General features: G+C 55.8%; 21 protein-coding genes. 9 read left to right on the forward strand and 12 right to left on the reverse strand.

Translation table 11 applies throughout. From position 1 onward, the window contains the following. Positions 1-20: 20 nt before the first annotated feature. Positions 21-1442, reverse strand: coding sequence for a DUF2125 domain-containing protein (locus tag L1065_RS08440; RefSeq protein ID WP_237095020.1), 1422 nt, complete (start codon positions 1440-1442; stop codon positions 21-23). Between the two features lie 92 nt (positions 1443-1534). Here L1065_RS08440 and L1065_RS08445 point away from each other — a divergent pair, with 92 nt between their 5' ends. After that, on the forward strand, positions 1535-2284 hold the full coding sequence (locus L1065_RS08445) for an SDR family oxidoreductase (protein WP_237095021.1): 750 nt from the start codon (positions 1535-1537) through the stop codon (positions 2282-2284). Beyond that, positions 2281-2886, forward strand: a complete 606-nt coding sequence (locus L1065_RS08450; protein ID WP_237095022.1) for an enoyl-CoA hydratase/isomerase family protein — start codon at positions 2281-2283, stop codon at positions 2884-2886. Before L1065_RS08445 ends, L1065_RS08450 begins: the two co-directional genes overlap by 4 nt. 10 nt (positions 2887-2896) lie before the next feature. On the opposite strand, the gene L1065_RS08455 is transcribed toward L1065_RS08450, so the two are convergent. Next, positions 2897-3193, reverse strand: a complete 297-nt coding sequence (locus L1065_RS08455; protein ID WP_237095023.1) for an HNH endonuclease — start codon at positions 3191-3193, stop codon at positions 2897-2899. 69 nt (positions 3194-3262) lie between these two features. Between L1065_RS08455 and L1065_RS08460 the strand changes: the two genes are divergently transcribed. Together L1065_RS08460 and L1065_RS08465 are read left to right on the forward strand one after the other, a co-directional pair. Continuing rightward, positions 3263-4594, forward strand: coding sequence for a mechanosensitive ion channel family protein (locus L1065_RS08460; protein WP_237095024.1), 1332 nt, complete (start codon positions 3263-3265; stop codon positions 4592-4594). Then, a complete protein-coding gene (locus L1065_RS08465) occupies positions 4591-5760 on the forward strand; it encodes a TIGR03862 family flavoprotein (protein WP_237095025.1) in 1170 nt (389 codons plus the stop codon). The genes L1065_RS08460 and L1065_RS08465 overlap by 4 nt, the downstream gene beginning before the upstream one ends. On the opposite strand, the gene L1065_RS08470 is transcribed toward L1065_RS08465, so the two are convergent. The 5 genes from L1065_RS08470 to L1065_RS08490 all read right to left on the reverse strand — a co-directional run bounded on the left by L1065_RS08470 (position 5729) and on the right by L1065_RS08490 (position 10877). Further along, positions 5729-6331, reverse strand: coding sequence for a glutathione S-transferase family protein (locus tag L1065_RS08470; RefSeq protein ID WP_237095026.1), 603 nt, complete (start codon positions 6329-6331; stop codon positions 5729-5731). The two genes, L1065_RS08465 and L1065_RS08470, sit on opposite strands and share 32 nt — an antisense overlap. Before the next feature lie 2 nt (positions 6332-6333). Next, positions 6334-7329, reverse strand: a complete 996-nt coding sequence (holA, locus tag L1065_RS08475; RefSeq protein ID WP_237095027.1) for a DNA polymerase III subunit delta — start codon at positions 7327-7329, stop codon at positions 6334-6336. Next, positions 7326-7796: an LPS assembly lipoprotein LptE gene (gene lptE / locus L1065_RS08480; protein WP_237095028.1), complete on the reverse strand. Its 471-nt coding sequence runs from the start codon at positions 7794-7796 to the stop codon at positions 7326-7328. Before lptE ends, holA begins: the two co-directional genes overlap by 4 nt. Beyond that, positions 7783-10326, reverse strand: a complete 2544-nt coding sequence (leuS, locus tag L1065_RS08485) for a leucine--tRNA ligase (RefSeq protein WP_237095029.1) — start codon at positions 10324-10326, stop codon at positions 7783-7785. The genes lptE and leuS overlap by 14 nt, the downstream gene beginning before the upstream one ends. 77 nt (positions 10327-10403) lie before the next feature. Next, the gene (locus tag L1065_RS08490) at positions 10404-10877 is read right to left on the reverse strand and encodes a DUF3576 domain-containing protein (protein WP_237095030.1); all 474 of its coding nucleotides are present in this window, start codon (positions 10875-10877) and stop codon (positions 10404-10406) included. A gap of 305 nt (positions 10878-11182) precedes the next feature. Between L1065_RS08490 and L1065_RS08495 the strand changes: the two genes are divergently transcribed. The 3 genes from L1065_RS08495 (at position 11183) to L1065_RS08505 (ending at position 14395) form a co-directional block, all read left to right on the forward strand. Then, positions 11183-12160 (forward strand): porin, encoded by a 978-nt coding sequence (locus L1065_RS08495; protein ID WP_237095031.1) that lies wholly within the window; start codon positions 11183-11185, stop codon positions 12158-12160. A 116-nt stretch (positions 12161-12276) separates the two neighbouring features. Then, entirely contained in the window at positions 12277-13755 is a 1479-nt protein-coding gene (locus tag L1065_RS15770) for a sulfotransferase (protein ID WP_237095032.1), read from the forward strand. After that, entirely contained in the window at positions 13742-14395 is a 654-nt protein-coding gene (locus L1065_RS08505) for a YggS family pyridoxal phosphate-dependent enzyme (protein WP_237095033.1), read from the forward strand. The genes L1065_RS15770 and L1065_RS08505 overlap by 14 nt, the downstream gene beginning before the upstream one ends. Here the strand turns inward: L1065_RS08505 and L1065_RS08510 are convergent. Next, complete coding sequence (locus L1065_RS08510; protein ID WP_237095034.1) at positions 14392-14895, reverse strand: L,D-transpeptidase; 504 nt, start codon at positions 14893-14895, stop codon at positions 14392-14394. The genes L1065_RS08505 and L1065_RS08510 overlap by 4 nt on opposite strands. Continuing rightward, complete coding sequence (gene ribA, locus L1065_RS08515; protein ID WP_237095035.1) at positions 14895-15968, reverse strand: GTP cyclohydrolase II; 1074 nt, start codon at positions 15966-15968, stop codon at positions 14895-14897. Before ribA ends, L1065_RS08510 begins: the two co-directional genes overlap by 1 nt. 152 nt (positions 15969-16120) lie before the next feature. Between ribA and L1065_RS08520 the strand changes: the two genes are divergently transcribed. Both L1065_RS08520 and L1065_RS15835 read left to right on the forward strand, forming a co-directional pair. Further along, positions 16121-16807, forward strand: coding sequence for a response regulator transcription factor (locus tag L1065_RS08520; RefSeq protein WP_237095036.1), 687 nt, complete (start codon positions 16121-16123; stop codon positions 16805-16807). A gap of 386 nt (positions 16808-17193) precedes the next feature. Continuing rightward, positions 17194-17328: a hypothetical protein gene (locus L1065_RS15835; protein ID WP_255766360.1), complete on the forward strand. Its 135-nt coding sequence runs from the start codon at positions 17194-17196 to the stop codon at positions 17326-17328. Here the strand turns inward: L1065_RS15835 and L1065_RS08525 are convergent. The 3 genes from L1065_RS08525 to L1065_RS08535 all read right to left on the reverse strand — a co-directional run bounded on the left by L1065_RS08525 (position 17325) and on the right by L1065_RS08535 (position 20339). Then, on the reverse strand, positions 17325-18086 hold the full coding sequence (locus L1065_RS08525; protein WP_370641161.1) for an ATP-binding cassette domain-containing protein: 762 nt from the start codon (positions 18084-18086) through the stop codon (positions 17325-17327). The two genes, L1065_RS15835 and L1065_RS08525, sit on opposite strands and share 4 nt — an antisense overlap. Before the next feature lie 29 nt (positions 18087-18115). Continuing rightward, positions 18116-19201 (reverse strand): ABC transporter permease, encoded by a 1086-nt coding sequence (locus tag L1065_RS08530; RefSeq protein WP_237095038.1) that lies wholly within the window; start codon positions 19199-19201, stop codon positions 18116-18118. 118 nt (positions 19202-19319) lie between these two features. After that, a complete protein-coding gene (locus tag L1065_RS08535; RefSeq protein WP_237095039.1) occupies positions 19320-20339 on the reverse strand; it encodes a sugar ABC transporter substrate-binding protein in 1020 nt (339 codons plus the stop codon). Positions 20340-20453 lie beyond the last annotated feature (114 nt).

Below are 20453 nucleotides of genomic sequence, written 5' to 3' on the forward strand. Positions count from 1 at the left end.
TATGGTGCTGCAAGTGGCCGCTAGCGAATGCGTTGACCATTTAGCAGAATTTGCCCGTCGCCCGTGAATGTAACCTGTGTTTCCAAGGTGCCATCGGCTTCATTCGGTTTGGCAAAAAACGCAATCATCATCTTGGCGCCCTGTCCCGTGTCGGATGGCAAAACATCTTGCGCAACCAAAGTGTCGATCAGCGCCATGACACCAGTGGCTTGCAAGGTGATGCTGCCTACGGGTTGTGGGCTTCCATAAAGGCTCGGGGCTTGTGCATCTGTAAAGCTCAGGTTGCCCTGTCCTTCGATTTGCGCACCAAAAAGCTCGATCAGCAGGCCATTGATATCAAGTGTCGAAAGCGCTTCAAGATCAAAGCCAACCTCGGTCGCTTTCGCAAGTTGCCCTGCAAGCGATAGTTGAATTTTACCGCCATCCGCATCCGTTGACTGGTTGGGATTGATCCGCGCTTGCAAAGACGGGCTTGGCACAATACCGGCAAGGCCCATGTCAAACCGAAACGGTCCCTCAGACTGAGCCGGCATTTCAACCACCATGTCGTAAGACGCAATTTTGCCCGCAATCGGCTGATCCCATAGGCCTGCAAGGTTGATATCTATGTCGCTCGCGTTTCCCTCGATTTTCCGAATGCCGTCTTGCACTTGGTCCACAAAAGCCATGTTTCGCATGCCGAACGCACCTGAAATAAGATCGCCTTCATCGGTGATTGCGTATGTCACCGCGCCGCGGTCTATTCCAAATTGCAGGCCAAACACTGCGGCCTCATCCATGCCAGTTGCATCATAGACCGACGTCATACCGTCGAATTCTGCTTCCAACCGCACTTCGGGGTCGGGCATCCTGACCGAATAGTTGCCATCCGCAACCGACACCTCAAGCCGCGTCGTAAGCTCTGTTTCTTGAGATAACAAACCAAGGCCGGCCAAGCTGTTAAACGCCCAAGTGGCATCCAACGGGATGCTCTGATCCATCGCGCTCAGCTCGTCCAAAGAGAGTTCGAGCGCGGATCCCGCAAAGTCGAGCCGCATCACTGATGGTTCGCCCGAGGCCGTAATCAGCAGATCGGATGTGGTGATCGTTCCGGAAATTTCCGTTTGTCCACCAATAAGCGGTGTTTCTGTGAACCTGACTTCGATCTCGTCACTTACGGAAAGCGAGACAGTCCCATCGCCATTTGACAGCATTTGAAGCGACGGAACTTCAAGAACAAGCTGCACATTATCATCGGGCTGATCCAGCGTAATTTGCAATTGCATCAGCTCAAAAAGATCATCCGATGGTGTGCTACCGTTGTAGCTTACGATGCCACCAATCTGCGCGATCGCGGCTTGGGTGCGGTCCCACACCTGAGAGGGTGAAATATCTGCCGCAGCAGTTTGCAGCCCCGTCGCCCAAAGAAAAAGGCTTAGACCTGATGCACTCATGAACCGCATGTTTTGCCCTTTCCTAGCGTATCTGCACTTCCCATGATGGGGTCTTTGCGATTGACTGCAAGCACCGAGTTCAGATCAGGGAGACGTCTGTTTTGCCACTAAAAGGAAAAACCGCAATTATCACGGGTGCAAGCCGCGGCATTGGGGCGCAGACTGCGCATGTCTTTGCAGCCGCGGGCGCCAATGTGGTCCTGTTGGCGCGAAGCGAAGGTGACATTTCGGCATTGGCGAGAGACATTGGCGACCAGGCCCGCGCAATCACATGTGACGTATCGCGGTATTCGGAATTTTCCGCAGCCATCGAGGAGACTCTTCAATCCTTTGGGGGCGTCGACATCCTGATCAATAACGCAGGGGTCATCGAACCAATTGGACCGCTTGATCAGATCGACCCTGATGCGTGGTCCAAGGTGATTGATGTAAACCTAAAGGGTGTTTTTAACGGTGTGCATGCGGTTTTGCCGCATATGAAAAGCGCAGGTGGCGGAAGCATCCTGACCATCAGCTCGGGGGCGGCGCACAATGCGATTGAAGGCTGGTCGCACTACTGTGCATCCAAAGCGGCCGTGAACATGCTTAACCGCTGCATCCATACCGAAAACGCAGGCCACGGCATTCGCGCCATTGGGTTGTCGCCAGGCACCGTGGCAACACAGATGCAGCGCGAGATCAAGGCAAGCGGCATCAACCCCGTCAGTCAGCTTGAATGGTCGGATCATATTCCGCCAGAGTGGCCAGCCAAATGCCTTGCGTGGATGTGCAGTGCGGATGCAGATCGCTTTTGCGGGCAAGAGATATCGTTGCGTGATGAAACTATTCGGCGAAAAGTTGGGTTGATATGATAGATCTTAGCAAAGACGACGGCCTGTGGACCGTTACAATCAACCGCCCCGACAAGGCCAACTCACTGACCAAAGACATGCTTACCGAACTGGCCGAGATTGCAGAGCAAGCGACCGAGGCTAAGGCGCTTATTCTTACCGGAACTGGCAAGGTCTTTAGTGCAGGCGCGGATTTGGACGAGGCGCGCGCTGGCCTGGCAACCGATCCTGTGTGGGAGCGTCTGTCTGGGGCAGTCGCAGCACTGCCCTGCATGACCATAGCCGCGCTCAACGGCACTTTGGCAGGTGGGGCATTCGGGATGGTGTTGGCCTGCGATATTCGTCTCAGCGTGCCGAACGCAAAGTTTTTTTATCCTGTGATGAAACTTGGATTTTTGCCGCAACCGTCTGATCCCGCACGCATGGCCCGGCTAATTGGGCCTGCACGGACAAAGCTGATCCTGATGGGCGGCCAAAAAATCGATGCGTCAGAGGCCCGTGATTTTGGGCTGGTTGATCGTCTTGTCGACGGCGCTGTGGCGGAAGCGGCACAGGGAATTTGCGTCGATACTTTGGCAGCGGATGCGCAGATCGCAAAGGGTATCAAAGCGCTTTGCCAATAGCAGTGCCGCCTTAGCGTTTGCGCTTGGGGCCGGGAATTTTTGAGCTGAAATCAGGCGGCCGCTTGGCAACCCACTTGGCGAATTTCGCAAGCCGCGGATGTGCGCGCAACGCGTCCGGTGTGTGGTAGTGGCGGGCTAATTCCGCTTCGGTCAGGGTTGCGTGAATTTCACGGTGGCAAATGTGATGCAGCAACACGACTGGTCCACCTTTGCCGCCTTTCAGCTTGGGGATCAGGTGATGCAGGCTTTGCGGCACACCTTCGGGGATAGGCCGCAGACATAACGGACAGATGGGCCACTCCTCCACAGATCGCTCCTTGAAACCTTTTCGACTTGCCTGCAAGAGAGTGGGGCAAGAGTTCTAAAGGGCAAGACGATGGACATTGAAACGCTCCCCCCCTTTGTTGGGCAGGTCTTGGGATATCTTGAGATAGGCAAAGATATGGCGCTTGAATGGGCGCTTAGCCCTGCGGCGTGGTCGCAGTTTGCGGTGCTTGTGGCCTCCTACCTTTTGGCAATGGCATTCACCAAATGGGCGCGGCCACGTCTAAACCGCTTGATTTCCCCTGCGGATGAAGCCGAAGGGTACATCCCCAACATCCGCCGCTTTGTTTTGGCCTTTACACCCCTGCTTTTGCCAATTGCCGCCTTCGCTTTTACAGCAGCGGGCGAACAGGCCATCCGGTCAATCTTTGCATCAGGCGAGGTGATTGCATTCGGAAAACGGATTTTTCTGTTTATCGCAGCGCGTATTTTTGTGCGCGATATTCTGAGGGATCCTTTCTTGCGCCTTTTGGGCAAATATATCCTGCTGCCCATGGCTGCGCTTTATGCGATTGGTTTGCTGGATACGGTGATCGGAGTGCTGGACGGCGCGGGGTTTTCAGCAGGTGCCCTTAGCATCTCGGCCCTCGATATTTTGCGGGCCATCGTCTTTGGATCGGTGCTGTTCTGGCTTGGCTCTTGGTCCAACAAGCAATCGTCCGACTACATCAAACAACAGGACATGCGCCCCTCGCTCCGCGAACTGAGCGCCAAAGCGGTCGAGTTTCTAATCTTCGGACTGGCCTTCATTTTATTGATGAGTCTTCTGGGTATTCCGCTGACCTCTCTGGCGGTTCTGACTGGTGCGATTGGTGTGGGTCTGGGGTTTGGTCTGCAAAAGATCGCGTCGAATTTTATTTCTGGCGTCATCTTGTTGCTTGAAGGACAGGCAACCGTCGGGGACTACGTGGAATTGGACGGGGGTGAGCAGGGGCAGATCGTCAAGATGACGGCGCGTGCGTGCATTTTGGAAACTTTTGATGGTCGCTGGATCGTCGTGCCGAACGAAGATTTCATTGTCACGCGGGTGATCAATTTCTCGGATAGTGGATCTGCCAATCGGTACGAGGCACCATTCTCGGTTACCTACGAAACAGATATCAATCTGGTGCCCGCCATTGTGGAGGCCGCCGTGTCCGCACATCCCAAAATCCTTGATGCACCCTATCCACCCGATTGCGAACTGCGTGGTTTTGGCGAAAGTGGCGTGGATTTTGCCTGCGAATTCTGGGTGAACGGTTTGGACGATGGTGACAACAAATTCACATCGGACGTGTTGTTCCTGATCTGGAACGCGCTGAAGGATAACGGTATCGAAATGCCATATCCGCGCCGTGTGATTGAATTCCGCGGAGAGACCCCGCCGGCTTTGTCCAAAACGTGAGCCGCGCATTGGTCATCGGGGGCGGGCCTGCGGGTCTGATGGCAGCAGATACGTTGTCCAAAGCGGGGGTAAGCGTCAGGGTTTGCGAAGCCAAACCCTCAGTCGCGCGCAAGTTTCTTATGGCGGGTAAATCGGGTTTGAACCTGACCAAGGATGTGGCGTTTGATGACCTGTTAGAAGGCTTCAACACAAGCGCGGCACGATTGCGTGCGCCCCTTCAAAAAATGGACGCGCAGCATGTGCAGCATTGGGCGCGTCATCTTGGTCAACCTGTATTCACAGGCTCGTCCAAACGGGTGTTTCCAAAAGTGATGAAGGCGTCGCCTTTGCTTCGTGCGTGGCTTGGCCAGATGGATATTGATCTGCGAACCGGGTGGCGTTGGCTCGGGTGGGATGGTGCTTTGGCGCGTTTTGCCACCCCTGACGGCGAAAGGCTGATTGAGGCCGATGTCACCATTCTGGCTTTGGGCGGGGCCAGTTGGGCGCGGCTTGGATCAGACGGCAGTTGGGCCAGTGCCCTTGCGGCGCAGAACGTTCCACTGGTGCCCTTTCAGCCCGTGAACATGGGGTTTGTCGTGGATTGGTCCGATCACATGCAGCGTCATTTCGGGACCCCCGTAAAGGGGGTTGCCTTGCACGTGGGCTCACAGACCGAACGTGCGGAATTTGTAATTTCGGCCCGCGGCATTGAAGGTGGCGGAATTTACTTGGTGTCCAAACCGATGCGCGATGGTGCGCCACTGACGCTTGATCTTTTGCCTGACCAGAGTGTCGAACACATCCGTCAAAAGCTGGCCCGACGTGGCAAAGCAAGCCTCACAAACCACCTGCGCAAATCGCTGCGTTTGCCCCCTGTCAAACAGGCCCTGTTGATGGAGTTTGGCCGCCCCTTGCCCGATGATCTGGCCCCGCTGATCAAAGCCTTGCCTATCAAACACAGTGGGCCGCGCTCGATGGATGAGGCCATTTCAACCAGCGGCGGCATCTCTTGGGACGGTGTAACAGACGATCTCATGCTCAAGGCGCGGGCAGGCGTCTTTTGCGCAGGCGAGATGTTAGACTGGGATGCCCCAACAGGCGGTTATCTTATTACGGGCTGCCTTGCGACAGGTCAGCATGCGGCCCAAGGGGCGCTTAGGTATTTGCAAGCGCGCGCACGCGCTTGAATGCATCGCGCGCCCGCAGGCGTTTTGCGTAGGCATCCACAGTTTGGTTTTCGACGGCCATCTTTGCGCTGATCGCCCAATTCAAGCAATGCACTGCAAGAATATCCGCGATCGTCATCCTTTCACCCATAAGAAACGGACCTTTGATCCGTTGTTCTAACCGTTCGATGCTTGTGGCAAATTCAGCGCGCAGGCTGTTTTTGACCTCTGGGACCCGCAACGTCTCGGGCAGAATAAAGCTGTGTTTCGCGGCCATCCAAAGAACGGCGTCCATCTCATCGAGTATAAAATTCATATGCGCATCCTGCTGCGCACGCTCCAGCGTGCCGGCAGGGTAGGTCAAATCGGCGTGTTTGTCGGCCAGATAGGTCATGATTGCGACACTGTCGGTCAAAAGGGTATCGTTCACCAAAAGCGCAGGAATTTTACCTGTGGGGTTTATGGCCTTGGCTTCGTCAGATCGCGCAGCTGCCGCAATCCATTCGTATTCAACACCCATTTCCTCACAGGCCCAGAGAACACGGAATGCGCGGCTGGTGACGGTGCCAACCACCTTGATTGTTTCACGCATCGTTATCGCCTTCCCAACATTGCCAACCGAATAAGCGCCCGCTCCATCAAAGCCATTTGTGGGGCTTGTGCGGCCGATCTAAGCTGCAAATCCGTATCCAGCAAAACCTCAAGCGCCTGCTCTAGCTTGGCTTTGCCCCACGCCTGTGACTGTCGCCGCAGGCGGTCGCCTTTGGGGCCTTTGATCCACAGGCTGTTGGGGTTCACAGCCGTGGCATGAAGCGTCCGAAAATGACGGGTTGCCCCGATGCACAGGCCCACCGGCTGCACACCTTGGCTCTGCAATTTGCGCAAAACGGGTCCAATCTGGTCGCTTCGCGCCTCCGCAACGATATGCAAAACATCATCCAACGCAGCTTCTGTCGAAGTTGGTGCGCAGGCGGTGATATCATCAAACGTGACGGGTGTGGTATCGCCGCGTTTGTAAAGCGTGAGCTTTTCAAGCGTCTGACGAAAATCACCGGGCTCGATTTCTTGTGCCAATCCCGTCAACTGCTCCATCGCGTCACGGTCCAGTGATGTCAGACCTGCGTCCTTCAAAGCCCGTTCAATCTCTTCCCGCGTGGGTGGGTTGTCATAAATCGCAGCGGCGTAGGCATTTTTATGTGCCTCAAACGCTTTGCGAATCTTTGATGTCGGTTTGAGGTTTCCAGCGGTCACAATCAGATGTGCGTCGCCCTCTGACCAGTCTTCAAGGGCTGCAAGAATGGCAGGCGCCGCTTGATCATTGGCGTCTTCCACAAAAGCCACGCGCGGGCCCGGGAAAAAACTGATGGCCTTTAGCGCATCCAAAAGCATCGCAGGGTCCTTGCGCAGTTCAGCGCCAGACATGCGCGTAAGCCGCATCTCTTCTTCGCCGTTTGGACCAATCAAGGCAGGTATAATCTGCTGACGTTTGATGGCGATGCGCATGGGGTCGAGGCCATAAATAAGCACCCCTGCCTTGCTTGTATCAGGCCTGCGGAAAAACCCGTCGGCATCGCGGGGCGACAGTTTCATGCCAGGCTGACCAAAAGGCGTGCGGTGATCTGATCGGCAAGGATGACCATCAACCGATCGATCGCATCGCGCTCAGCGGTTTCAGTCGCAACCGTTGTTCCCGTGGTGGAATAACTTGTGAAGTTGTCGACGCTTCCCTGACTGACGACCGCGTCTGTCGTCAAATCGCGTAAGGTGTAGTCGACTTTGCCAATCACATTAAACTGGGTTGTCACTTGGTCAGATGTGATTGCAATGCCATCTTCTGAAATCACCGTCGAAATACTCAGGGCATATCGCGGCGCGTTCGGTGTGCCGATCCGATCTTCGAGCGCATTGCGCAAAACGAAATCCGTGCGCGTCTTGGGATCGAAAAAGCGAACCGCGCCGCGAAAAGGCACTTCACTGTCCAGCACAGGCCGAAAGCCGCATCCCGCCACCAAAGCGAGTGCGCCTGTCAAAACAGCTCTGCGATCAAATAACGACATTCACAATCCGTCCCGGCACCACGATAAGTTTTTTGGGCGTGCCACCGTCCAAAGCCTTCACCACAGCTTTGTCTGCCAGAACCAGCTTTTCAACCTCTTCTTTCGGCATGTCTTTGGGAACCGATATTTCAGAACGCCGCTTGCCGTTGATCTGGATCGGCAAGGTCACTGTATCCTCAACCAACATCGCGTCATCTGCGACAGGCCAAGCGGCATGCAAAACCAGCCCTTCGCCACCAAGGGTCGCCCACATATCCTCGGCAAGATGCGGGGTCATTGGCGACATCAGTTGGGCCAATGTCTTGGCGGCCTCGCGTTTGGCTTGGGCGCCTGCCTTTGACTTGGCCAGTGCGTTCACAAACCCATAGATCTTTGCAATCGCCGCGTTAAAGCCAAAGCTTTCGACGCCCTGCGTCACCTCAAAGATCGCTTTGTGCATGTCGCGCAAAAGCCCTTGGTCTGCGTCGTTTTGTGGGGCTTCAGAGCTGGCAATCTCTTGGGTCAGGCGCCAAACGCGCCCCAAGAACTTCGATGTCGCTTCGGCACCTGATGCTGTCCATTCCACATCTCGTTCGGGTGGGCTGTCTGACAGAACAAACCAACGCGCGGTATCCGCGCCATAGGCCTCGACGATCGAGCGGGGATCAACCACGTTCTTCTTTGACTTCGACATTTTGGCCGAAGGAATAATCTCGACTTCCGTCCCATCGACCAGTTTGCCATCCGTGACGTCCTCGGGCAGGTGATAGACAGGGCGGCCCTTTGCGTCTTTGGTCTGGTAAATCTCGTGGGTCACCATGCCTTGTGTGAACAAAGCATCAAAAGGCTCGATGGCGCTCGCAGGCAAGTGGCCCGTGATGTGCATCGCGCGGGCAAAGAAGCGCGAATACAAAAGGTGCAAGATCGCATGCTCGATCCCGCCGATATATTGATCGACGTTCATCCAGTACGCGGCCTCGGCCAGATCCGTTGGTGTGTCCGCCTGCGGGCTTGTGAACCGGGCATAATACCAAGAGCTGTCGACGAAGGTGTCCATCGTGTCTGTTTCACGCTGCGCAGGCTTGCCACAAGACGGGCAGGTGCAGTCGCGCCACGTGGGATGGCGGTCCAATGGATTGCCGGGGATATCAAAACTGACATCATCAGGCAGCGTGATCGGCAAGTTCTCTTTCTTTTCGGGAACCACGCCACAATCAGCACAGTGCACCACAGGGATAGGGCAGCCCCAATACCGTTGACGGCTTAGCCCCCAGTCGCGCAAGCGATACTGCGTTTTGCCTTGGCCGACGCCCTGCGCTTCACAAAAAGCGATTGCGGCTTCAACGGCTTCATCGCCTGTTTGCACAGGCTCGCCCGCGAACCCTTTGGCATAAAACACCTTGTCCGATTTTGGCGGAACAAAGGCCTCTTGCAGATCGGGGGCGCTGTCTTCGGCTTCCAGATATACGGCCGTGATGGGCAAATCGTATTTCGTTGCAAAGTCAAAGTCGCGTTGATCATGCGCAGGGCAGCCGAAAATCGCGCCAGTGCCATAGTCCATCAGAATGAAGTTGGCCACATAAACGGGCAATTCCCAAGAGGTATCGAACGGATGGCGCACACGCAGGCCTGTATCAAAGCCCTTCTTGTCGGCCTTCTCTAGCGCCTCTTCCGTCGTGCCGCCCTTGCGACACTCTGCATTGAAAGCAGCCAAATCCGGGTTGTCGGCCTCAAGTTGTTTGGCCAGAGGATGATCAGGCGAAATGCCAACAAAGGATGCACCAAGCAAAGTGTCGGGCCGCGTTGTGTAAACCTCGACCCCGTCATGCCCATCCGGGCCGTTGATCAGCGAAAAGCTAAACTGAAGGCCGCGCGACTGGCCGATCCAGTTTTCCTGCATCAACCGCACCTTTGCAGGCCAATTGTCCAGACCTTCTAGCGCGTCGCGCAACTCACCTGCCATATCGCTGATCTTAAAGAACCACTGCGTCAGCTCGCGGCGTTCCACCTCTGCGCCAGAGCGCCAGCCCTTGCCGTCAATCACCTGCTCATTGGCCAGCACGGTCATGTCGACGGGGTCCCAATTCACCACCGCATTTTTGCGATACACCAGATCAGACGCCAGCATATCAAGGAAAAGTGCCTGTTGCTGGCCGTAATACTCGGGATCGCAGGTCGCAAATTCGCGGCTCCAGTCGATTGACAGCCCAAGCGGTTTCATCTGTTCGCGCATCTGCGCAATGTTGCCATAGGTCCAGTCTTTTGGGTGACCGCCCGAGGCCATCGCCGCATTTTCGGCGGGCATCCCGAAGGCATCCCACCCCATCGGGTGCAGCACATTGTGGCCGGTCGACATCTTATACCGCGCGATCACATCGCCCATGGTGTAGTTGCGCACATGCCCCATGTGCAGATTGCCAGAGGGGTAGGGAAACATCTCAAGCACGTAATACTTGGGCTTGCCGCCGTCACGGGTGGCCTTGAAGACATCCGCATCAGCCCATGCCTTTTGCCACTTTGCTTCAATCTCGGACGGGGTGTAGCGATCCATCGATGTGATCCTTTAGAAATACAAACGCCGGGCAGATAAGCGCCCGGCGTGGTGATACTGCCCGTTGGGCAAATTGGCTAGAGGCGACTGTCTGCGATCCGAAGCTGCCGCGCACGTGTCATGATCGCATCTTCAATGGCGCGCACCGTATCCACATCGGCGGGCCCACTTCGGGTTTGCAGTGAGACGTTGATGCTGCGCGCATCCAAGGCGGGGTCGCGAATGAAAATTGTGGCGCGATAGGCGCGGCTGCCACCCGGGGGGGTGCCAAAGCCCGTGACAATCAGGCCGGTAAACGGATCAGCACCCTGAATGGGCAGGAAGTTCAATACATCCAGCGACGCATTCCAAAGATACTTGTTGACCTCAACGGTCACATTCGGGTCGTCGTTATTCTGGAACAGGTCCCAAATCGTGCTTTCGCGCTCTTCAATAAACCCGTCAGGAATGGCATCTTCATCTGCCGCATTATTGGGATCACGAATGTCTGAAAACGTGCCACAGGCTGACAAAGCAAAGGCCACGCCTGCGAAAAGGCTATATTTCAACATATTTGCGCGCTGCATTATCTGCCTAGCCTCAAGTCATTGGGTCCTAGACATTATGTAACGGGGCGGCCCTTGCGCCACAAGCCAAATTGAAAAGGGCAGGCGTTGCCACATTTTGGCCATGTTTGCGGGGCGTGCGGGCCTTGATCGGGGGTGTTGTGGCAAAGATGCACCACGCTGTCGCTAGTTCGCCACGCACCCAAACGGCTTTCTTGCAATGATCGGGCTTACAAGCGACACAGCGGCATACATCAACACGGATTCCCCTGTGTTGAGGTGCACCTTTTTATAACGAGGGAAAAATCGAGATGAAAAAGATTCTCTTTGCAACAACAGCTCTGGTCGCCACTGCAGGCGTCGCAGCTGCTGAAGTTTCGGTAACTGGTTTTGCCGAAATGGGTCTGTTCGACGACGGCACAAACGACGTGCAGTTCTTCACAGACATCGACGCTACACTGACAATGACAGGCGAAACTGACGGCGGTTTGTCGTTCGGTGCAGCTCTGGACTTGGACGAAGCAGCTGGCGCAGCCACACAAAACAACGCTGACGATGGCGGCATCGCTATCTTCGTTTCGGGCGGCTTCGGTACAGTAACTCTGGGCGACACAGACGGCGCTCTGGACTGGGCCATGACCGAAACTTGGGTTGGTGGTTCGCTTGGTGACGAGCATACATCACACGACGGTGCAAACGGCAACGGTTACCACGACGGTCTGGGTGACAACGACGGCCAGATCCTGCGTTACGAATATTCATTCGACGCGTTCTCGGTTGCTGTTTCGGCCATGCAAATGGACGACAACGGTGGTGGCGTAGTTGGTACAACCAACGCATCGGCTAACCTTGACGAAGTCATCGGCCTTGGCGTGAAATACGCTCTGGACCTTGGCGGCACAACTGTTGATCTGGGCCTTGGCTACCAAACTGGTGGCGTAGCTGGCACAGGTACAAATTTTGACGCAATCGGCCTGTCGGCTGCTGCAACACTGGCAAACGGTGTTGGCGTAGTATTCAACTACTCGAACGTTGAAGATGATGCTAGCACAGTTGACGTAGACCACCTTGGTCTGGGCGTTTCCTACACAATGGACGCTCTGACAGTTGGTGTTAACTGGGGTGAATACGACGACAAAGTTTCGAACACTTCGGTTTCGGGCGTTGGTCTCGTAGCTAACTACGACCTCGGTGGCGGTGCAGTTGCACAGTTCGGTTACGCATCGAACGACACAGCTGCTACTGGCAACGAAGACAAGTGGTCGCTTGGTCTGGCTCTGAGCTTCTAAGCTTAAGTCACTACCGACTATTTACAGGGAAGAGCGTACCTTCGGGTGCGCTCTTTTCTTTTGGGCCGCGCTGCGCGATACCGATTGCAATATGGCAATCGCAAAGGGGCAGCGCCGTGGACAAAGACCTACAAATGAAATTGCAGCGTGCCTATGACAACGGAATGCGCGCCATTGCTGCCAAACAGGTTGATAAAGCCTACGCTATTTTCCAAGCCGTTTTGAAAGCAGCCCCCTCCCACGGCCCCACGCACCTGCAGATGGGAATGATCGAAAACGCGCGCAAAAACGGGCTGACTGCACTCAACCACTTTGCTGTGGCAGCAAAGCTGATGCCACGCGAGCCTGTGGTCTGGACAAAATACGGCGCGGCCCTGCTCAATGAAAACCGCGATGCAGAGGCGCTGAAGGCACTGGGCAAGGCCGAACGCCTCAACCCCAATTCCTATCCGACCATCAGTTGCTTGATCCAAGCCCACCAACGGTCTGGGGACTTCAAAAAGGCCAAGGTCTATTTGCGCAAGGCACTCAAGCAGCGGCCCCACGATGGCCGCCTTTACCGCCTCCTGTCAATGTCACACACGTTCAGCGAAGGGGATGAGCAACTCTCCAAAATGCTAAGCGTGAACCCTGATGCACTGGAAGACGACCTGTCGCGCGCACAACTTGAATTCGGTCTCGCCAAGGCATTCGAAGATATCGGTCAATACGCCAAATCCTTCGAATACCTCCAGAAGGCCAATGCCCGCGCCAAAACCGCATACCCCTATGATCCCCAAGCGCGCACCCGCTCGATCCAGTCCTATCAGGCAGCCCAGTCAGATGTGGACTATACAGTGCCCCTGCCCGATGCCGTTGAGGACGCCCCGATTTTCGTGACGGGGATGCCGCGGTCTGGCACGACCCTCATTGAACAAATCATCGCAGCCCATTCCAACGTCACCAGCCTGGGCGAGACAGGCTTTATGCGCACCCGCGTCCAGCGCCTGTTGCAAAATGGCAAAACCTTCCATCACCTCAATGATGTTTCGGACAAACTGCGCAAAGTGGTTGCCGAGGGCTATCTGTCCGACGTCGCCATCCGCGCGCCCAAAGCGCAGCGGACAGTTGATAAATCCATCGGCACCTATCTATGCCTTGGCGTTGTGAAACAGATCATGCCGAACGCCAAATTCATCATCGTGCGCCGCGATCCGCGCGATACACTTTTGTCGATCTATCGCAATTTCTTTGATCAAGGCACACATCGCTATGCCTATGATTTCGACACTTTGGCCCATGAATATGCCAGCTTTGTCGATATGGTAGAGTTCTGGAAAACCAAGATGCCAGAGGCGATTTATGAAGCGGATTACGACGCACTTGTCGCAGACCCAGAACCCCAATCGCGGGCCTTGATTGCCGCAGCGGGGCTGGACTGGGAGGACCGATGCCTCGATTTTCATAAGTCGAAAACCTCGGTCAAAACCCTCAGCTTGGCACAAGTCCGGCAGCCGATTTACAAATCATCGCAAAAAGCATGGCAACGCTACGGCGACGCTATAAATCCATTGCTAGACGCATTGGAAAAGAGAGGCATCCATGTCCCTGACTGAGATTGAAGCGCGTATAGACCAAGCCTGCATCGCCGCGGGACGCGACCGCGCGGATGTGCATTTGATTGCAGTGTCCAAAGTCCAGCCCAATGAACGCGTCCAAGCCGTGCTAAGCCAAGGCCACCGTCATTTCGGCGAAAACAAAGTGCAGGAAGCCGCGGGCAAATGGCCCGATTTTCGCGCAGCGTTCGAGGATGTGAAGGTCGATTTGATCGGCCCGTTGCAAACCAACAAGGCACGCCAAGCGATCGAGCTGTTCGACGCGATACATTCCGTTGACCGCCCAAAACTTGCCAAAACTCTTGCGCGGCTTGCCCAAGAAACGGGCGCCTGCCCCGATTTGTTCATCCAGGTCAACACGGGCGAAGAGCCGCAAAAGGCCGGTGTGATCCCGTCTGACGCCGATGCGTTCATCGCCGACTGCCGCGCGATGGACCTGCCGGTAAAGGGCCTCATGTGTCTGCCGCCTGCGCACGAAGAACCATCATTGCACTTTGCGCTCTTGGCCAAGATTGCCGAACGCAACGGCCTGGCAGGCCTGTCGATGGGAATGAGCGGTGATTTCGAAAGCGCCATCGCTCTTGGTGCAACCCACGTCCGTGTAGGGTCGGCTATCTTTGGCGAACGCGACTACGGCTAGGGCACCACAAGCCGTGTGCGATAGGTGATCCGCTGTGCAATCCACCACAGATGATCTGGCCGAAACGCCACGCACCCTTCGGTCGGATAGCCCTGTCTGCGCCATGCGTGAATAAAAATCGCAGACCCTGCTTTATATTCCGCGCGCGGCCAGTTCCAATCTGTAAGCACCACAAGATCATAAAGCGGATCCGCGCGGCGCAACCGTTCATGGCTATGCGGATAAGGCGCACGCACCATAAGATTGTAGTCTTCGTGATGCGGATCATCCGACCACAGATCACCCGGTTTTATCGGCACGGCCCAATCGGTTGGCTTGTCCATCCTGTCGGGGCGATACAGCATCCCTACAATGCCGTGAATGCCGCGCGGCGTTGCACCGTCCCCCTCGCGTTTGTTGTCTGTTACACCTGATTTGCCGATTGTGCAGGGGAAGTGGCGATTCCAAAATCGCACCCCTTTGGGCGTCAGAACAAGGTCTTCGGGCGTTGTGTGCCGCATCACAGAAGATGCCCCGATTTTGCGGCTTTGGTGCGCAAATACTCTACATTAAAGGGGTTTTCCCCGTGTTTGAGTGCCACGCGTTCGCTTACCTTGATCCCAGTTTCTTCCATGCGGGCGATTTTGGCAGGGTTGTTCGTTAACAGGCGGACATCCGAAATACCCAGTCGCTTGAGGATCGCCGAACCAATGCGGAAGTCCCGCTCGTCGTCTTCAAACCCAAGACGATGGTTTGCCTCTACCGTATCGAAACCTTCATCTTGCAGGCTGTAGGCCCGCATTTTATTGGCCAGCCCGATCCCGCGCCCTTCTTGGTTAAGGTAAAGCAGCACACCTGCGCCCTCAGCCCCCATTTGTGCCATTGCGCCGCGCAACTGTGGTCCACAATCGCACTTGAGCGAGCCTAGAAGATCCCCTGTAAAACAGGCCGAATGCAGCCGGGTGAGGACAGGTTTGCGTGGGTCAGGTGTGCCGATCTCAATGGCGTAGTGTTCTTCCGATCCGTCGTCAGGCCGAAACACATGAACACGCCCATTGGACGAAACCGCCATTGGAAGCGCGGCAGAGATCACATCCCTATAATGGGCAGATTTTGTAGCCTCTGGCATGGCCTCTGCGGGCAGCACTGTCAGACCACTGGTGTCATGATGATCAACAGGCGCCATGACCACCGCAGGCAGCAGCCGTGCAGATTTCACAAGCCGGATGGCCGCGCGGTGGGTGCTCACAGAACCACCACGTTGTGATTTGAAAGGGCCTTTCATCGGGTTTGCCAAATCGCTGGCGGGATCAGCGACCGCATGCACCCACCTCAGGCTACATTCCTTAGGCAACACCAGTCGCGCGATGTCACCATCATAGACCTGTGCTTTCAGTGTCTGTGCCCTTTTGTCGGTGACCACCAAAGATGCCTGCTCGGCAAAGCTGTATAGTGTCTTTAGGCGATCCGGGTCTATTGTCTCTGCCGCGAATACAAACCAAGCCTGCTCACCCACAACCACCACCGGCAGGCCGCTGCGGAGGTCGGCGCGGGAGCGGGTGACGAGGTCTTTTAGGGTGGGGTGGAAAGGCATGGGCGCTCTTTTGTTACAATCTACCCTGTTCATGTGCCTGAAACTGAAACATTTACAAGGGTTTTGACACGAGCCTGTGAGCGGTGTGTTACAAGTCTTGCCCAAACCTGCCAGACAACACAAGTGTGAGCAGAACGAAAGGGAGCCCATTCATGGCACAACTCAAGAAAATCCTGTTGGTTGATGACGACGAGGACCTGCGCGACGCGCTGTCTGAACAGTTAATCATGACCGAGGACTTCGACGTGTTCGAAGCGGGTGACGGCGTCGAGGCGATGAACCGAGCCAAAGACGAGCTTTATGACCTTGTGATCCTTGATGTGGGTCTGCCCGACACAGATGGTCGCGAGCTGTGCCGCCTGATGCGCAAGCAAGGCGTGAAATGCCCGATCCTGATGCTGACAGGCCACGACAGTGACGCTGACACCATTCTGGGGCTGGATGCCGGTGCGAACGATTATGTGACTAAGCCCTTCAAATTCCCTGTTCTTTTGGCCCGCATCCGCGCCCAACTACGCACACATGAGCAATCCGAGGACGCTGTATTTACGCTGGGGCCATATACGTTCAAGCCTGCGCAAAAGATGCTGATCACCGAGGACGAGCGCAAAATCCGCCTGACGGAAAAGGAAACGAATATCTTGAAGTTTCTGCACCGCGCACCCGAGGGTGTGGTGGCCCGCGATGTGCTTTTGCACGAAGTTTGGGGCTATAATGCGGGGGTCACGACCCACACGCTGGAGACCCATATTTACCGTCTGCGCCAGAAAATTGAGCCCGATACCAGCAACGCCCGCCTGCTGGTAACAGAAAGCGGCGGCTACCGTTTGAACGGTTGATCTAGGTCAAAGCGCACGCGGTATGGCATGGCATACAACCGTTGCAAGAGTTCCCTGGGTGCTTGGGTTAAAGCACCACCTCCCTGTTGGACTTAGCCCCGGCCATCGCGGTCGGGGTCTTTTTTTTGCACATTTCAGTGAGCTTTCTTAACCGAAATTAACCAGTCATCCCGTGTATGGCAGAGCGTCTGCTGAGCGTATGGCACAGCGTCAGACGTTCGGTGGTGTAACGGAATTTTAATCGCTTCGCACGGCTGGTTCATCAAATATTAAGGTTAATCTGGGGGCAGGGGAGACGGCAGAGCATTCACCCTATTCTGGCTGAGTGCGCAACTGCTGCGAATGTCGACGGGCAGGTCAAAGCGCGGATTGGTCGTGGTGCGCGCATGCGGTTTGAGACGTACGGCACGTGCAAAACACGCCGTGCCGCCATGCTGTTTGACAACGGGCCAGTGGTGCGCCTGCGCCAATATCTTTATTCAGACACTGGCGCAGCGCGACGCGGGTTTGATCAAAGTTAGACCGGCGCTTCCTTGGCGCCTGTCATAAACGCCACGGCATCCGACATGGTGTAGTCTTTGGGGTCAATCACACAGAGGCGTTTGCCAAGGCGGTGCACGTGAATGCGGTCTGCGACCTCGAACACATGTGGCATATTGTGACTGATCAGAATGATCGGAATCCCGCGTGAGCGGACATCGAGGATCAGTTCCAACACACGGCGGGATTCCTTGACCCCAAGGGCCGCTGTGGGTTCGTCCAAGATGATGACTTTGGAGCCGAAGGCGGCCGCACGGGCCACAGCCACACCCTGACGTTGCCCGCCCGAAAGCGTTTCGACCGCTTGGTTGATGTTCTGGATCGTCATCAATCCAAGCTCTGACAGTTTGTCCCGCGCGACCTGCTCCATCTTGGTGCGATCGAGTTGGCGCAGCCATTTTCCGCGAAAGCCCGGTTTGCGAATTTCGCGGCCCATGAACATGTTGTCGGCGATCGATAGCGCGGGCGACATGGCCAGCGTTTGGTAGACCGTTTCGATCCCTTCCTTGCGGGCATCAATGGGCGAGGTGAAGTGGACGGGCTTGCCTTCCAGAAACACTTCGCCTTCGTCGGGGACGACGGCCCCCGAGATGGCTTTGATCAAGGACGATTTACCCGCGCCGTTGTCGCCGATTACGGCGAGAATTTCACCTGGGTAGAGATCGAAATCGCAGTGGTCGAGGGCGGTGACCTTGCCATACCGCTTGACCAAACCACGGCCCTTGAGGATCGGGTCTATCGACCCGTTGGCGATATTTTCCATCAAAGTCATGCTGAGACCTTTCTGATCCATTGATCGACTGCGACGGCACCGATGATGAGTGCGCCGATAAGAAGGAATGTCCATTGCGCGTCGGCCCCTGCAAGGCGAAGGCCAAGGGTGAACACGCCAACAATAAGGGCGCCAAAGAGCGGCCCCATGATGGATCCGCGCCCACCAAAGAGCGAGATGCCGCCAATCACCACGGCTGTGATGCTTTCGATGTTCAGCAGTTGCCCCGATGTCGGGCTGACAGATCCGATGCGCCCGATCAGGGCCCAACCTGCGATGGCACAGATGAACCCTGTGACGGCATAGACAGAAATCAGCGTGAATTTGACGTTTACGCCAGACAGTTGTGCCGCATCGGGATCATCGCCCACGGCATAGATGTGGCGGCCCCACGCGGTATGTTTGAGCGCATAGGCGAGGAACGCAAAGATCAGAACCATCGCGATGACGCCATAGGTGAATGTCGCCCCCCCGCGGCCTGTTTCGTCGGCGCCCACCTTGAAGGTTGAGCCAAGAAATTGAAGAAGCGGTGCGTTTTCCTCGATCTCCTGACTGCGGATGGTTTCGTTTGCCGAATACAAGAAATTGGCGGCGAGAACGATTTGCCACATGCCAAGTGTGACGATGAAGGGCGGCAGTTTCATTACGGCCACAAGCCAGCCATTGATGGAGCCGATCAATGTACCGAACGCGAGCCCAATTGCGACTGCGATTTCCACAGGGACCCCATAACGGAAGGTAAACTGCCCCATGATAACGCTGGACAGAACGGCAATCGCGCCAACGCTGAGGTCGATGCCGGCGGTCAGGATCACGAGGCTTTGCGCGGCGGCCACGATGCCGACGATCTGCACCTGTTGCAGGATCAGCGTCAGCGCAAAGGGCGACAGGAACCGCGATCCCAAAAGGAGCGTGAATAGGACAATGGACACAAGGAGAACGAAAAGCGGGACAAGCGCAGGGTTCACATGGAGTGCATGTTGCAGCCTTGCAATGGCCCCTTTGCGTTCGGCGAATTCGGCGACGGTATCGGCCGTTGGTGGTTTGATGGCCGCTTCAAAATCATCTGAATTGCGTGACATTGTTCGATCCCCTCACACTGGAATTGATGTCGTGTAGAAGCATGTCCTACATCCTAAAAAGGGGCGGGTTTGTCCCGCCCCTTGCGTTGCATCTGCAGTCAGATGCCGCAGGTATGGATTAACCCCAACACAGGTCCTTGCCTTCGGCAACGGAAATGCTTTCGACACCTTCTGCAGGCTGGTCTGTGACCAGGGCAACGCCCGTGTCAAAGAAGTCCTTGCCCGGTGTGTTTTCAGGCAATGTGCCATCGGCTGCAAACGCTGCAATTGCTTCAATCCCGAGGGCGGCCATACGCAGTGGATACTGCTGCGATGTGGCACCGATCACACCATCGGCGATGTTTTGAACACCGGGACAGCCGCCATCGACAGAGACGATCAGAACATCATTTTCACGACCAATGGCGCGCAGGGCCTCATATGCGCCCGCAGCGGCAGGCTCATTAATGGTATAGACCACGTTGATTTCAGGATCGACAGCGAGGAGGTTTTCCATCGCGGTGCGCCCGCCTTCTTCGTTGCCAGCGGTCACGTCATTGCCAACAATCCGTGGATCGGTTTCGTCGCCCCATTTGTTGGGATCACCAAGATCAATGCCGAAGCCCTGCAAGAAGCCCTGATCGCGCAGAACGCCGACAGTTGGTTGGGATACGGCAAGGTCCAGCATTGCGATTTTTGCGTTCGCAGCGTCGTCACCAAGCTGTGCCGCGGCCCACTGACCGATCAATTCGCCCGCAAGGAAGTTGTCTGTGGCAAACGTCGCGTCTGCTGCGTCAACAGGATCAAGCGGCGTGTCCAGCGCGATCACCAGAAGGCCCGCGTCACGCGCCTGCTGCACAGCGCCAACAATCGACGATGTGTCAGATGCGGTCAGCAGAATACCGGATGCACCATCAAGAATGCATGTTTCAATCGCGGCCACTTGTGTTTCGTGATCACCGTCCACCTGACCTGCGAAAGAGCGCAGTGTGATACCCGCCTCGGCAGCCGCAGCTTCTGCGCCTTCACGCATCTTGACGAAGAACGGGTTGGTGTCGGTTTTTGTGATCAAACATGCCGAAACGGAATGGCCGTCAGCCATAGCAGAACCAGCAGACGTAATGGCGGCAAGCGCAGTGCCGATAAGCAACTTTTTCATGGTGTCCTCCCAGACAATTTATGTGTCAGAGCCTCCACTCTGACAATTCATGCGACCAGCGTTAGCGTGTCGCTTGACCTTAAGTGACCCGATTCCCAACCACCTGTCAATTAA

The organism is Nereida sp. MMG025 (assembly GCF_021654165.1).
Classification (GTDB): Bacteria; Pseudomonadota; Alphaproteobacteria; order Rhodobacterales; family Rhodobacteraceae; genus Nereida.